The 13,745-nt window shown below is 64.4% G+C and carries 13 protein-coding genes and 1 tRNA gene; 8 read left to right on the top strand and 6 right to left on the bottom strand.

The window, feature by feature from the left end:
- Positions 1-60 precede the first annotated feature (60 nt).
- Both polA and ACZI8W_RS20350 read right to left on the bottom strand, forming a co-directional pair.
- On the bottom strand, positions 61-2,784 hold the full coding sequence (gene polA / locus ACZI8W_RS20355; RefSeq protein ID WP_463370319.1) for a DNA polymerase I: 2,724 nt from the start codon (positions 2,782-2,784) through the stop codon (positions 61-63).
- Between the two features lie 76 nt (positions 2,785-2,860).
- Complete coding sequence (locus ACZI8W_RS20350) at positions 2,861-3,472, bottom strand: ANTAR domain-containing response regulator (RefSeq protein ID WP_463370318.1); 612 nt, start codon at positions 3,470-3,472, stop codon at positions 2,861-2,863.
- A 111-nt stretch (positions 3,473-3,583) separates the two neighbouring features.
- Between ACZI8W_RS20350 and ACZI8W_RS20345 the strand changes: the two genes are divergently transcribed.
- Positions 3,584-3,660, top strand: a tRNA-Leu gene (locus tag ACZI8W_RS20345).
- 156 nt (positions 3,661-3,816) lie between these two features.
- Here ACZI8W_RS20345 and ACZI8W_RS20340 read toward each other — a convergent pair.
- Entirely contained in the window at positions 3,817-4,452 is a 636-nt protein-coding gene (locus ACZI8W_RS20340) for a hypothetical protein (protein ID WP_463370317.1), read from the bottom strand.
- 174 nt (positions 4,453-4,626) lie between these two features.
- On the opposite strand from ACZI8W_RS20340, the gene ACZI8W_RS20335 reads away from it, so the two are divergent.
- From ACZI8W_RS20335 to ACZI8W_RS20325, 3 genes are all read left to right on the top strand, one after another.
- On the top strand, positions 4,627-4,932 hold the full coding sequence (locus ACZI8W_RS20335; protein WP_463370316.1) for a Rossmann-fold NAD(P)-binding domain-containing protein: 306 nt from the start codon (positions 4,627-4,629) through the stop codon (positions 4,930-4,932).
- 95 nt (positions 4,933-5,027) lie between these two features.
- Positions 5,028-5,954, top strand: a complete 927-nt coding sequence (locus ACZI8W_RS20330; RefSeq protein ID WP_463370315.1) for a DUF3237 family protein — start codon at positions 5,028-5,030, stop codon at positions 5,952-5,954.
- Positions 5,955-5,976: 22 nt separating this feature from the next.
- Positions 5,977-7,023: a zinc-binding dehydrogenase gene (locus tag ACZI8W_RS20325; protein ID WP_463370314.1), complete on the top strand. Its 1,047-nt coding sequence runs from the start codon at positions 5,977-5,979 to the stop codon at positions 7,021-7,023.
- Positions 7,024-7,130: 107 nt separating this feature from the next.
- Here ACZI8W_RS20325 and ACZI8W_RS20320 read toward each other — a convergent pair whose 3' ends face one another.
- A complete protein-coding gene (locus ACZI8W_RS20320) occupies positions 7,131-7,727 on the bottom strand; it encodes a TetR/AcrR family transcriptional regulator (RefSeq protein ID WP_463370313.1) in 597 nt (198 codons plus the stop codon).
- A gap of 492 nt (positions 7,728-8,219) precedes the next feature.
- Here ACZI8W_RS20320 and ACZI8W_RS20315 point away from each other — a divergent pair, with 492 nt between their 5' ends.
- Both ACZI8W_RS20315 and ACZI8W_RS20310 read left to right on the top strand, forming a co-directional pair.
- Positions 8,220-8,723, top strand: a complete 504-nt coding sequence (locus tag ACZI8W_RS20315) for a hypothetical protein (RefSeq protein WP_463370312.1) — start codon at positions 8,220-8,222, stop codon at positions 8,721-8,723.
- Positions 8,724-8,872: 149 nt separating this feature from the next.
- Positions 8,873-9,955: an ABC transporter ATP-binding protein gene (locus tag ACZI8W_RS20310; protein ID WP_463370311.1), complete on the top strand. Its 1,083-nt coding sequence runs from the start codon at positions 8,873-8,875 to the stop codon at positions 9,953-9,955.
- Positions 9,956-9,997: 42 nt separating this feature from the next.
- Here the strand turns inward: ACZI8W_RS20310 and ACZI8W_RS20305 are convergent, their stop codons facing one another.
- A complete protein-coding gene (locus ACZI8W_RS20305; protein ID WP_463370310.1) occupies positions 9,998-10,678 on the bottom strand; it encodes an HAD family hydrolase in 681 nt (226 codons plus the stop codon).
- On the bottom strand, positions 10,675-11,544 hold the full coding sequence (locus ACZI8W_RS20300) for a DeoR/GlpR family DNA-binding transcription regulator (protein WP_463370309.1): 870 nt from the start codon (positions 11,542-11,544) through the stop codon (positions 10,675-10,677). The genes ACZI8W_RS20305 and ACZI8W_RS20300 overlap by 4 nt, the downstream gene beginning before the upstream one ends.
- Positions 11,545-11,862: 318 nt before the next feature.
- Between ACZI8W_RS20300 and ACZI8W_RS20295 the strand changes: the two genes are divergently transcribed.
- Positions 11,863-12,825: a carbohydrate ABC transporter permease gene (locus ACZI8W_RS20295; protein WP_463370387.1), complete on the top strand. Its 963-nt coding sequence runs from the start codon at positions 11,863-11,865 to the stop codon at positions 12,823-12,825.
- Positions 12,822-13,721, top strand: a complete 900-nt coding sequence (locus ACZI8W_RS20290) for a carbohydrate ABC transporter permease (protein ID WP_463370308.1) — start codon at positions 12,822-12,824, stop codon at positions 13,719-13,721. The genes ACZI8W_RS20295 and ACZI8W_RS20290 overlap by 4 nt, the downstream gene beginning before the upstream one ends.
- Positions 13,722-13,745 lie beyond the last annotated feature (24 nt).

The following is a 13,745-nucleotide window of genomic DNA, read 5'->3' as shown; positions in this document are numbered from 1 at the left end:
CCGATCGCCGCGCGGCTCGATTCCCCTCCGGGACCGAGCCGCGCGCCGATCGGCGGGCTCTCAGTGCGCGGCGGCGTCCCAGCTGCGCCCGTATCCGACCGACACTTCGAGCGGCACCGACAGGTCGATCACCGAATCCATCTTGTCGCGGACGATTTCCTCGGCACGCTCACGCTCGTCGGCGGTGACCTCGAGGACGAGTTCGTCGTGGACCTGCAGTAGCATCCGTGACCGCAACCCGGCGTCGCCGAGCGCCGTCTGCACGTCGATCATCGCGACTTTGATGATGTCGGCCGCGGTACCCTGGATCGGCGCGTTGAGCGCGGCTCGCTCGGCGACCTCGCGGCGTTGCCGGTTGTCGCTCGTCAGATCCGGCAGGTAGCGGCGTCGCCCGTAGAGCGTGGAGGTGTAGCCGACCTTGCGTGCTTCCTCCACGACATTGTGCAGGTAATCACGCACACCACCGAATCGCGTGAAATACGCCTCCATCTGCTCATGGGCGTCGTCGGTGGAGATCTTCAACTGCTGCGCGAGACCGTACGCGCTGAGACCGTACGCCAGCCCGTACGACATCGCCTTGACCCGTCGGCGCAGCTCTGGGGTGACCTCGTCGATCGGCACGCCGAATGCGCGGGCACCGACAAAACTGTGTAGGTCCTCCCCCGTGTTGAACGCCTCGATCAAGCCCTCGTCGCCGGACAGGTGCGCCATGATGCGCATCTCGATCTGGCTGTAGTCGGCGGTCAGGAGCAGGTCGTATCCGGTGCCGACGACGAAGCCGTTGCGGATCTGCCGGCCGGCGTCGGTGCGCACCGGGATGTTCTGCAGGTTCGGTTCGGTCGACGACAGCCGTCCGGTCGCCGCGACCGTCTGGTTGAACGTGGTGTGGATGCGGCCGTCGTCGGCCACGGACTTGATGAGACCATCCACGGTCGTTTTCATCCTGGTGGATTCGCGGTGTGCCAGCAGATGTTCGAGGAACGGATGTTCGGTCTTTTCGAACAGGTTCTGCAGAGCGTCCGCGTCGGTGGTGTAGCCGGTCTTGGTCTTCTTGGTCTTCGGCATCTCGAGTTCGTCGAAGAGCACCACCTGCAGCTGCTTCGGTGAGCCGAGGTTGATCTGCTTACCGATCACCTCGTACGCGGCGTTCGCTGCAGCGGCGACGTCGGCGGCGAAGCCCGCCTGCAGATCGTGTAGGTGCTCGGAATCGACCGCGATACCGGTGGATTCGAGAGCGGCGAGCACGTCGAGCAGGGGCAGCTCCATGTCGGTGAGGAGTTGCGCCGATTCGATGTCGGCGAGTTCGGAGTCGAGAGCGGCAGCGAGGTCGACGACGGCGCGGGCCCGCAGGATCTCGCCTTCGGCAGCCTGCTTGTCGGCGGCATCCTCGTCGTCGAGCAACGACAGTTGCTGAGCGCCGGTGTCTTCGACCCGCAGTTCGCGCTTGAGGTAGCGCAGCGACAGGTCGTCGAGTTTGAAGCTGCGCTGCCCGGGGCGCACGAGATAGGCCGCCAGTGCCGTATCGCTGGTGACACCGGCGAGGCTCCATCCACGACCGCGAAGCGCGTGCATCGCCGACTTCGCCTCGTGCAGAGCCTTTTCCACGGTGGGGTCGGCGAGCCACGCGGCAAGGGCGGTGTCGTCCTCGGGGGTCAGCGACACCGTCGTCACATAGGCGCCCTCGCCGTCGGCCGCCGCGATCGCGACCGCCGTGGCCTCGCCGCCGTACGGGGCACCGGGGCCGGCGACGGACAGGCCGTGGCGCTGCCCGGCCACCGCGTGCTCGGCCAGCCAGGCGGTGATCCCACCCGGTTCGACGATGCCGCCGCGCACCTCGAATCCTTCGTCGGCTTCAGGTTCCGTGGAGGCAAGGGTCTCGAAGAGTCGATCTCGCAGGACCTTGAATTCGAGGTCGTCGAAGAGCCGGTGGATCTTGTCGCGGTCCCACGGGGCGAGCGCGAGCGCATCCGGCACATACGGGAGCGGCACTTCCCGCACCATCTCCGTGAGCTGGCGATTCATCAGCACGTTCGACAGGTTCTCGCGCAGCGCATCGCCGGTCTTGCCGCGTACTTCGTCGACTCGATCGACCAGGTCGGTGAGGCTGCCGAACTCTCGGATCCACTTGGTGGCGGTCTTCTCGCCGACGCCCGGGATGCCTGGGAGGTTGTCGCTCGGGTCTCCGCGTAGGGCTGCGAAGTCCGGGTATTGCGCCGGGGTGAGCCCGTACTTCTCTTCGACGGCTTCGGGCGTGAACCGCGTCAGGTCGGAGACCCCGCGCTTCGGGTAGAGCACGGTGACGTCGTCGGTGACCAGCTGCAACGCATCGCGGTCGCCGGTGACGATGAGCACCTTGTAACCGAGTGCAGTGGCCTGGGTGCTGAGGGTCGCGATGATGTCGTCGGCTTCGTATCCTTCTTCCGCCATGACGGGAATACCCATCGCGTCGAGCACCTCTTTGGTGACATCGATCTGGCCCTTGAACTCATCAGGGGCGGCACTGCGCTGCGCCTTGTAGGGGGCATACATCTCGGCGCGAAACGTCTTGCGGCTCACGTCGAATGCTGCTGCGACGTGCGTAGGCTTCTCGTCGCGGAGGAGGTTGATGAGCATCGACGTGAACCCGTACACCGCGTTGGTGGTCTGCCCGCTGACAGTTTTGAATTTCTCGGCCGGAAGTGCGTAGAACGCGCGGAAAGCCAGCGAATGCCCGTCGAGCAACAGAAGGGTCGGGCGGTCGTCGGTGGCCAGGGTGGTCGAGGGCGAAGCGGATGCACGGGTCACGGGTGTCAGTCTAGGGACCGGGTACGACGTCCACGACAACCCCGACCAACTCCGGCAGTGAGGTCCGAGCCGACGATCAACTGGCGGTCTCCCCCAGGGTCTCGATGATCACCTCGGCGACCTGCTTCATCGTGGTCCGTCGATCCATCGCCGCCCGCTGAATCCAGCGGAAGGCCTCCGGTTCGGTCATCGCATGCTTGTCCATCAACGTCCCCTTGGCTCGGTCGACGAGCTTGCGGGTCTCGAACCGCTCGGACAGCCCTTGGACCTCGCGTTCGAGCTCGCGGACCTCGGTGAACCGGCTCACCGCCACCTCGATGGCCGGAACCAGATCGCTCTTCGAGAACGGCTTGACCAAGTACGCCATGGCTCCTGCGTCGCGTGCGCGTTCGACGAGCTCACGCTGACTGAACGCTGTGAGAATAACCACAGGGGCGATGCGCTTCTGCGCAATCTCCGATGCGGCGTCGATTCCGTCTCGGCGCGGCATCTTCACATCCATGATCACGAGGTCGGGTCTCAGTTCTTCGGCAAGCTCCACCGCGCGTTGCCCGTCGCCGGCCTCGCCGACCACGTCGTACCCCTCTTCGCGCAGCATTTCGACCAGATCGAGCCTGATCAACGCCTCGTCTTCGGCGACGACGACTCTCTTCGCCCCGGCGTTGTCGTTCTGCGGCACGGCTGTCATGGCGGACCCTTCCCCTCTCGCTGCGGATGCCCTCGTGAGGGAATCGAACGTTAGAAGGGTACCGGTGTTCACGCTCCGTCCATCCATCCCTTACAGTGGTCTCCGCACCACGCCCCCGTATCCCAATTGGCAGAGGAAACGGATTCAAAACCCGTCCAGTGTGAGTTCGAGTCTCACCGGGGGCACCACGGTTCATGCAGGTCACGGCGTTATCTGAGCGATAGACTGTGGCCGTGGTCTCGCCTGTGGTCCTTCTCGCCTCAGAGACACCACTCGTGGTCCCCTCCCAGACACAAGAGAGCCGACCCTGACCATTGCGGTTGGGGCCGGCTCTTCCGTCGTATCTACGCCATCATGGCCGCGAACACCTTCGCTTGCACGCTCGCCAGGTGCCGGCGGAAGCGATCAGACGACGTGTCAGGGTCCGAGTGGTAGCCCGCCAAGTCACCGAACACATGGGCGTCTTGCCAGACCAGCTTCAAGCCGAGAACAGCACGCGCCTTACGCCAAGCTTGGAGCACCTCCACGGTCGCTGTGTCGAGGTCGACGTCACCCCATCGGAGTCCGACGAGTTCGAAGGACACCGCCCGGTCGTCGGCGGCGCGGTCGGACGGGTCACTGAAGGCGACGAGCGCGGCCACCAGCTCGTCGGCGATCGCGTCGGCGGTGCCCGAATCGGTGCTGCCAGCCAGCTCTGGTGGATCGGGAACGTGGCCGATCGCCGACGCGTAGCGGTCCAGGAGCGACTCATCGCCGGTGCTCTGCACGAGAAACCACGAGCAGGACCCGGGATCGGCCTGTGCGAGGTGGGCCCGCAGGAGCGGCTCGTCGAACGAGGAGGGCCAAAGCCGTCCCGGCGAGATCGTCGTATCGACTCCGATGGTCGGTGTGTCTCCTTCGCGCTGTGCAGGCGGCTTGCGCCGTGTAGACGCAGCGCCGAACCAGGTCTGTGATCGGCGACACCAAGTGACACCCGGCACGTTGCCTAGACTGATAGTTCAGAAATCAGCGCACTGGCTCATAAATCGACTGAAAGGGCTAGTAAGTCGACTTCGTGTGCGTTAACATTCCGATCCATCGCACGCACCGCGCGCAGGTGGCCGGGTCCGCTCCGCGGCGAGATCATCCGGGCAATCCAGGAAAGGCGCACTGACATGCAGGAACTTCGATTCGATGGGCAGGTGGCGTTGGTCACCGGCGTATCCACCTTCGGGCTTGGGCTCGCGTATGCCCGTGAGCGCGTATCGCGCGGGTGCACGGTGGTGGTCAACGACCTGCGCCGTGACTGGTCCGGCGGGGAGAACACTCCGGGAACCGCGGACGCGGTTCGCCTGATCACGGACGAGGGAGGGGCCGCGATCGGCATCACCGGAGACGTCGTGTCCCGAGCCGGACGCGATCCTGCCCTCTGCGTGGACGCGCTCCACCGCCGGCATCGAGTCGCCGCCGTTCACGGATGAGCGAGGCGGCGCGCACCGACTGGGAGTCCACCCGCATCCGTACCGACACCAACGCCAAAGTCACGGCCTGAATCCATCCCGAAGGAGTCGTACCCATGCTCGAACTCGATTCACAGAGCACTCACTTTCCGGCCAAGCCGCTGTTCCGGGGCGTCGCCCTCGGCCTCGGCGACCAATCACTGACGTTCGACGGACCGATCGGTGCCCGCTCGGTCTCCCGCGCCCGCGGTGGCGAAGTGAGCGGTCCGCGCCTGTCCGCGGAAGTAGTCCCGGACCTTGCAAACCAGTGGCATTCAGCAACCTCCTCGGGTCCGGCTATCACATTCGTCGACGGCCTCATCACACTGCGAACCGCCTCGGGCGCCGGTGTGCTGATGACCTACCGCGGGCGTGGATCGGACCGCTACGGCGAAGGCTCGTATCGGGTGGGGGTGACGTTCGAAGCGGATGCCGATGGCGAGTACGACTGGTTGAACGACGTTCACGCCGTGGGCTACCTGAGCCGCAACGACTCCGACCTGAACCTCGATGTCTACGAGCTACTCAGTCGCCCCGCCGACGACAGTGTCGATCTCGATGTGCAGCCGCTCTACACGATGCGAGGCCGAGGCACGATCGGTGAGCGCTTCCAGATCTACGGACATGTCGCGAATCGCTACCTCACCCACGCCGAAGGCGGTTGCCACACCGAGGGGGCGCTCGCGGGAGAGTGGCTGCAAGGCTTCAGCTGGGGGCCTCACCGGATGGGACGGGCCGACAGCGACTTCCCCCACAGCCCCTGGCACATCGATATGCGGGTCGTGATCGAGGCCCAGGACGGCCCACCTGTGATCCAACAGTATCTCGGCGCCGCCAACACGCGGGAGGCGCTGTCGCCAGACGGCGACCGGTCGTGGCTGACCAGCGCGGTATTCGAGACCGAGGTGACGAGCCCACTCGCCTGGCTCAACGGAATCCTCGCCGTCGGCAGGGGCGAAAGCGACGGCGATGAGGCCTCGTACAAGTACTTCACCATCCTGTGAATCCTGATCGAAAGGGAAAACCATGAAGTGCCTCGTCTACCACGGTCCGGGTGACATCCGGTACGAAGATCGGCAGGACGCTCGCCTGACGACGGCCGGATCGGCCGTGGTCCGCATCACCGCCAGCAGTATCTGCGGCAGCGATCTCCATCCCTACCACGTCGACCGCGGCGCGACCGGATACGGTATCGGACACGAGGCCATCGGTGAGGTCATGGAGGTCGGGTCAGAGGTCAACCGGTTCCGCCCGGGGCAGCGCGTACTGATCCCGGGGTCGATCGGCTGCGGGGACTGCACCCATTGCGTCACCGACGAGGTGATGCTGTGCGACCGATTTCCCTATCCCCGCGTGTTCGGGCAGGGGATACCGGGGATCGCGGGATGCCAGGCCGAGGCGGTGGAGGTGCCCGTGGCAGACGCCAATCTGCGTCCGCTCGGCCACGACATATCCGACGATCTCGGCATCATGCTGACCGATACGCTGCCGACCGCATGGCTCGCGGCGAAGCGAGCCCGGATCGCTCCCGAGGCCTCGGTTGCCGTAATCGGCTTGGGGGCAGTGGGATTGCAGGCCGTCCTCGCCGCCTACGCATTGGGGGCAGAGCGCGTCTTCGGTATCGACCTACTCCAGGAGCGGCGTGACGCTGCGGCGGCACTCGGCGCGATCACGGTGCGCGGCAACGACATCGCCGAGCAGGTCCGTGACCTGACCGGTGGATACGGTGTCGATACCGTGATCGACGCGAATGGCAGCCCACAGACCGTGCAACTGGCAGTGGACCTCGTATGCAAGGGCGGGAAGGTGTCGATCGTCGGCGTTCCTGATACACCGCTCGCCCACTTCACCTTGCGGGGCGGCCTCTCCAAGAACATCGAGCTGGCGCTCTCGTCCTGCTCAGTGCAGGCGCAGCAGCGTGAGCTTCTCGATGCCCTGCGCACTGGCCGCATCGATGCCGACGCGGTAGAGGGGCTGATCACCCACCGCCTGCCGCTGGCAGCTGGCCCACAAGGATACGAGCTCTTCGACACGCGACGCGACGGGGTGATGAAGGTAGTGCTCACCTCGTGATCACTCGGCGACCACCGACGCGCACTGGGAAAACTCGGCGCGACCGTCACGTCGGATAGCAACGAAGCAGCGACTGGGACATCCGTACCCGGTCGTAGAAGACGCGTTCAGGGTGCGGTGAGCACCGCGTGCCAGATGCCGGTGATCGTGTCGATGCCGCCGTCACGATCCACCGGCCACCCGCGCACCATCCAGGTGTTGAGGAACAACTCGAGCCCGCTGATCAGGAACAACGCCCGCCGGGTGGTCTCGGCCTCGCCGAACGGCTCCCACAGCTCGCGGTGCGAAGTCAGCGCGGTGATGAAACGCTGGTGGTAGTCGAGGTAGAACTCGTCGAACTGCACGAGGCCGGCCGACTGCACCCGCAGGCGTGACGCGCTGGCCTCCCACTCCTCGACGACGTGCTCCACCCAGCCTCGGATGGCCGGCCGCGACCAGTCGGCGAGCGCACCGAAGTCTTTGTACAGTGTCTCCGCCCGATCCCACGACTCGAGGACGATCGCGCGGACGATCGTCTCTTTACTGGGGAAATACGAGTACAGGGTGGCGCGGCTCGCCCCCGCGGCGCGGGCGATGTCGTCGATGGTGGTGCGGGCGTAGCCGTTCTCGTTCAGCAGTGTGGCGGCGACATCGATGAAGTGCAGACGGGTGCGGTGCTTCTGCATCGCGCGCAGCGACTGGGGGGATTGCGTCTCGTTTTCCATACCAGCAGTCCATTGTACTGGGCTCGGGCGAGTGCCACTCAGCGCACACCCGAAGACCTGCTCGGGTCCAGTAGCGGACGGCCCCGACGTCTGATTGAACGGTACGACGAAAAGCGAAGTGTGCTGGTCGAATCAACGCACCGGGGCCGCGTCGAGCGATCGCCTTGCGCTGTCGAGGGTCTGCGGATGGGTCCTCACTAGCGTTCGAACCTGCACGGCCCGGCTTCATGAACGCGGGCACATGTTTCTGTCGGTGGGGACAGTTAGCCTACCTACGGTATCGAACACAGATTCGGACATCGCCGACACGGAACGGACCCCGACATGGCGCATCCTGTCATCCCGCCCACACATCGAAGCTGTTCAAACACGGTTCTGTCGCATTCCGGCCGATCCCGCGCCGACAGCACCCCAGTCCGCACGGTGTGCCCCTCTCGGGATCGCCCGGACAGTCTCGTCATCCCGTTCGGGCGCGACGGCGAGGGCAACACCGTGGCCTGGACAGTGACTGCCGGACGCAATCTCCTCGTGCATCAACGCGACACGGAGAACTTCCCCAACCTTCCACTCACCCTCATGGCAACGGGTGTCTTGTCCACGCGCACCCACGAATTGTTCGTTGTCGATCCGCATCGTCGCCACCAGTGGCTCGCCAGGTATCGCGACGCAGGCGCCGGGGTATCGTCCTGGGCCGATACCCCGGAGGGCATCGGTCGCATGTTCGCCGAATTGAACTCCGCAGCCGCCGGGCCGCGACGACTGCTACTTCTCGCAGGACTCTCGACGACGATTGCGAAGCTGGACCTTCCCGACTGCAAGCGTCTCACCGATCTGGTGACCACCGCACGAACCCGCAACCTCACGGTCGTCTCAACCAGCAGCGATCATGGTGCACGGTGGTTCCCGGACGGGCTGATCGCCGCATTCGATGATGTCCTCGTGCGCGAGAACGGCCGCACCACCGTGTATCGGAATCCGCACGGGCATCGACGGTGATCCCGGCACTGCGACTGCGTGCCCGACGCCGGCCGTTCATCATCGGCCACCGCTCCGTTCATGCACACGGAGTGAGATCCAAGGGATCGGACGCACGTCCCTTCACTACGGATCGTCGGGCACGTTCCTGCCCGTGAAAGGAAGTCCTCATGGCTACAGTCACATTCAATGGTGTCACCCGCCACTACCCCGATTCCGACCGAGCCGCTGTCGACCGACTCGATCTCGAGATCGCCGACGGCGAATTCCTCGTTCTCGTCGGACCGTCCGGCTGCGGGAAGACCACCACACTGCGCATGCTTGCGGGCCTGGAAGAGATCGACGGCGGCAGATTGTTCATCGGCGACACCGATGTCACCGACGTCGATTCGAAAGACCGCGACATCGCGATGGTGTTCCAGAACTATGCGCTGTACCCACACATGACCGTTGCCGAGAACATGGGGTTCGCGCTGAAGATCGATGGAGTGTCCAAGCAGGAGCGCGATCGGCGCGTCACCGAGGCGGCGCGGATGCTCGATCTCGAACCGTACCTCGATCGCAAGCCGAAGGCGCTGTCCGGCGGGCAGCGCCAACGCGTTGCCATGGGACGGGCCATCGTGCGCAATCCGCAGGTGTTCCTCATGGACGAGCCGCTGTCGAACCTCGATGCGAAGCTGCGCGTGCAGACACGCAACGAGATCGCGCGACTCACACGCACACTCGGCGTGACCACGATTTACGTCACCCACGATCAGGTCGAAGCAATGACGATGGGCGATCGCGTCGCCGTTCTCGACGGCGGCGTGCTCCAACAGATCGACACCCCACGCAACCTCTACGCGCGTCCTGCGAACCGGTTCGTCGCAGGTTTCATCGGGTCGCCGGCGATGAGCCTTCTCGATCTCCCGGTCGTCGACGGCGGAGTCGATTTCGCCGGAATCACCGTTCCCGTAGGGCGGTCGATACTCGGTGCTGCGCACACTGATTCAGTGACGATCGGTCTCCGGCCGGAGTCGCTGCGAATGACCAGCGACGGAGACGGTGCCGAGATGATCGTCGACGTAGTCGAGGAACTCGGTGCCGACACATTTCTCTACGGGCACATCAACGTCGGAGAATCGCGTCATCAGGTCACCGTACGCACCGACGGTACCACCCCACCATCCACCGACACGGTCGTGCGGGTACGTCCCGATGCGTCAGGTCTTCACGTATTCGACTACCAGACCGGGCTGCGTCTGAGCGCGTGACCTGAACGAGGGAGGGGCCGCAATGACCGGCCCCTCCCTCGTTCAGCTCCCTACTACGAGCTCGTCCAGTTGCACGACTCCCCGCCCTTCGAGGCTCGTCCACAGGGTGTGTCCGGGTCCCTCCGGCAGCGGCACCATGTTGGGAACACCGATGGTGACGACACCGGCAGCGGTGGCCGATGCCAGGCCCGGCAGTGAATCCTCGATCGCCACGATGCGATCGAGCGACAGATCGCCCCAGCTCGCACGCAGCATTTCGACGGCGGTCCGGTACGGCTCGGGATCTGGTTTGCCTCGACTGACCATGTCCCCGGTGACCAGGAATTCGAACGTCCCCGCGGGCAGCAATTCGACGATCTCGGACGCGAGACGCTGCTCGCTCATCGTCACCATCACACAGGGAATGCCGGCGCCGCGTATCTTCTCGAGAAGTTCGCGAGCACCCGGCCGCCACGGGACTACCTGCCGCACCTGCCCGATCACCGATTCGAGGAGGACATCGATGATCTCCCGGACCTCCAGGCCCACGCCGGCGTCGCGCAGCACTGCGGCCGACACCGGAAGGGCGTTGCCGACGAGGGCAGATGCCTGCTCATCGCTCCACGGAATACCGTACGTTGCACAAAGTTCCATTTCAGCCCGAAACCAGTACGGTTCGGTGTCGACAAGCGTGCCGTCCATATCCCACAAGACGGCATGCACGCCGGAATCTACCTTCGTCACTGCTTCTCCTTGTTGTCTTGACCCGCGGCGTTGTGCTCATCCGCGGCATCGGTGCCGGGGTCGGATTCTGTGGCGTACAGGGCTGGGTCGACGACGGTGACGGACACTCCGCGCGTCCGCAATGTGTCGAGTAGGTCTGCGGGCGCATCGGCGTCGGTGATGAGGGCGTCCACCGATCCCCAGCCCGAGATCTGATGCAGCGACGTGTCGCCGAGCTTGCCGGAATCAACGAGCAGGACCCGCCTCCGCGCCGACCGCAGCATCTCGGACTTGACCGCGACGATCGATTCCTCCTGGTGATAGATGCCGTCCGCATCGGCGGTGGTGGTCGACAAGAACGCGGTGTCGACACGCAATGCCCGAATCGCACCGACCGCGCCCACTCCGAGAAAGGATTCGTGCCCGACATCGAACGTTCCACCGATCGCCGCGACAGTGGGGCCACCCTCGTCCGCAATGCGCCTCAGCGTCGGTAGGTAGTTGGTCACGATGTGCAACTCTTCGAGCTGGCTCAGGTAGTCGAGCATCATTGCGACGGTGGTCGAATCGTCGAGAAGAACTGACTGGCCCGGTCCGACCATCCGCGCGGCCGCCGCGGCGATGGCCTTCTTCTGCGGTACGGCCACGAGACGTCGAAGCGGGGCGCTGATCTCATACGTGCTCGTACGCGCCACGCTGACGCCACCCCGGAACTTGCGGACGACACCGCGCCGCTGAAGTTCGTCGAGGTCGCGGTGCACGGTCATGAGCGAGACCCCGAAGCGCATCGCGAGCGACTGCGCCGATTCGGTCTCATCGGCAAGAAGGCATTCGAGGATCGCGTCGAGGCGTCCCCGTCGGGAGTGACTGATGATCCGTTGCGACATGTTCGGTCGACCTTCCGCTGCGTTGGTGCCGTCGCAGGTATTTATAACACTTCTGATGTGATTAATGGGCGATGAACAGATACCGAAGATTGCTCAGATTTCACCCGAACCGAACTCACTCCAGCTCGAAACCCGATCACATCTGACTACCCATTTACATTGCGTCTCATACTTTTTCACGTCACTACAGGAGGTGTACTCCGTACGAATCCATGCCGGGTAGGGTGCGTTGACGGCTTCGCCACCAAGTGCCACCATGATCGCGTCCGCGTACTTCATAACAACCAAATGGTATTTGAAAGGAGGGTGGATGTGTCCATGACAGCCGCGCGCCCCGCACACGCGACATCGGCAGAACCTCGCGAGAGCTCCGGCGCAGAGCCGGTGCAGCACCGCAACCGATCCCGACGCCGGCGACGGGAGTACCTGCTGTTCGCCCTGTTCGCGTTTCCGAACCTGGCACTGATTGCGGTGTTCGCGTACTGGCCCGTCATCGGCAACGCATACCTGAGTCTGACCCGCTGGGACATGATCGCGCCGAACCCCACCTTCGTGGGTCTCGACAACTACATTCACCTTCTCACCGACCCGTCGTTCCTTCGCGTACTGCGCATCACCGTGATCTGGGTCGTCGTGGTCGTGGGAGTGAGCCTGATCGGCGGCCTCGCACTGGCACTGCTCTTCACCACCACAGCACGCGGCCGATCCGCGGCCTCGGCCCTCGCCTTTTCCCCGCACATCCTGTCGGGTGCTGCAGTCGCCGCGGTGTGGTTGTTTCTCTTCGATCCCAACTACGGACTCTCCCGTGTCCTGTTCTCCCTGTTCGGACTGGATTCGCCGCATTGGACGACGTCCGGTCAGTGGGCGTTGCCGGCACTGATCATCGTGTCGATCTGGAAGGGCGTGGGCTTCGTGGCCATCGTGTATCTGTCTGCGCTGCAGTCCCTTCCCGGAGATGTCCTCGAAGCCGCACGACTCGATGGCGCGGGCCGTTGGCAGGTGTTCCGGTACGTCACGCTGCCGCTGCTCTCGCCGACCACACTGTTTCTCCTGGTCACCCAGGTGATCGCGGCGTTCCAGTCGTTCGATCTCATCGCGATGATGACCGGTGGTGGACCTGCCGGTGCGACCACCACATTGAGCTGGTTCATCTACAACGAGGGATTCCGCCAGTTCAAGGCGGGATCTGCCGCCGCGGGAGCGATGATCATGTTCGTTCTGCTGATCGTCGTCACGGTGTTCCAGATGCGGTTCGTCGAGAAGAAGGTGCATTACCGGTGACGACGACGATCGAATCCCAAGCGAAGCAGTCACCGGCGGCCACACCGGCGGATTCGGCCACACAACGCCGGCGTACATCCCCGACCCGCAGCGTCGGGGGCACACTCGGCCTGATTGCCGTCGGTCTCGTGTTCCTCATCCCGTTCTATTGGATGCTGTCGTCGGCGTTCAAACCGGAAGCCGAGATCTACCGATGGCCCCTACAGTGGATTCCCACCACCATCACGTTCGATCACTTCGTACGCGCGTGGGAAGCCGTCCCGTTCGGGCAGTTCTTCGTCAATTCCGTCATCGTGACCGCCGCCGGTTCGACACTCAAGGTGCTGCTCGCGGTGTTCAGCGCCTACGCGTTCGCGTTCCTGCGATTCCCGGGCAAGAACGTCGTGTTCTTCGCGGTACTCGGCGCTCTGATGGTGCCCGGGCACGTCACGCTGCTCATCAACTACATCACGATCGGCAACCTCGGACTGATCAACACCTACGCGGGCATCTTCCTGCCAGGTCTGGCAAGCGCATTCGGGACGTTCCTGCTGCGGCAGCACTTCCTGTCCCTCCCCAAGGAGGTCCTCGAAGCCGCCGAGCTCGACGGCTGCGGCCACCTGCGCCGGCTCGTCCATTTCGTGCTGCCGATGTCGAAACCTGCGGTGGTGACGGTCGCACTGATTGCGGTGATCGACGAATGGAACGACTTCATCTGGCCGCTGCTGGTCACCAACACCCTGCAGGCGCGCACCCTTCCGATCGGTCTGATGTTCCTCAAGGAGACCGAAGGCGTCGACCAATGGGGCCCGATCATGGCGGGCACAAGCCTCGTCATCCTTCCGATGCTGCTGTTGTTCCTGTTCGCGCAGCGCTACATCATCGACGGTCTTGCCGGCGCCGCGGTTCGCCGCTGACCACTCCCACCCCACGCTTCCGCT

This window comes from Rhodococcus ruitaii, assembly GCF_055230935.1.
The sequence above is the reverse complement of the archived record's forward strand: the minus strand, read 5'-3'. Positions and strand labels throughout refer to the sequence as shown.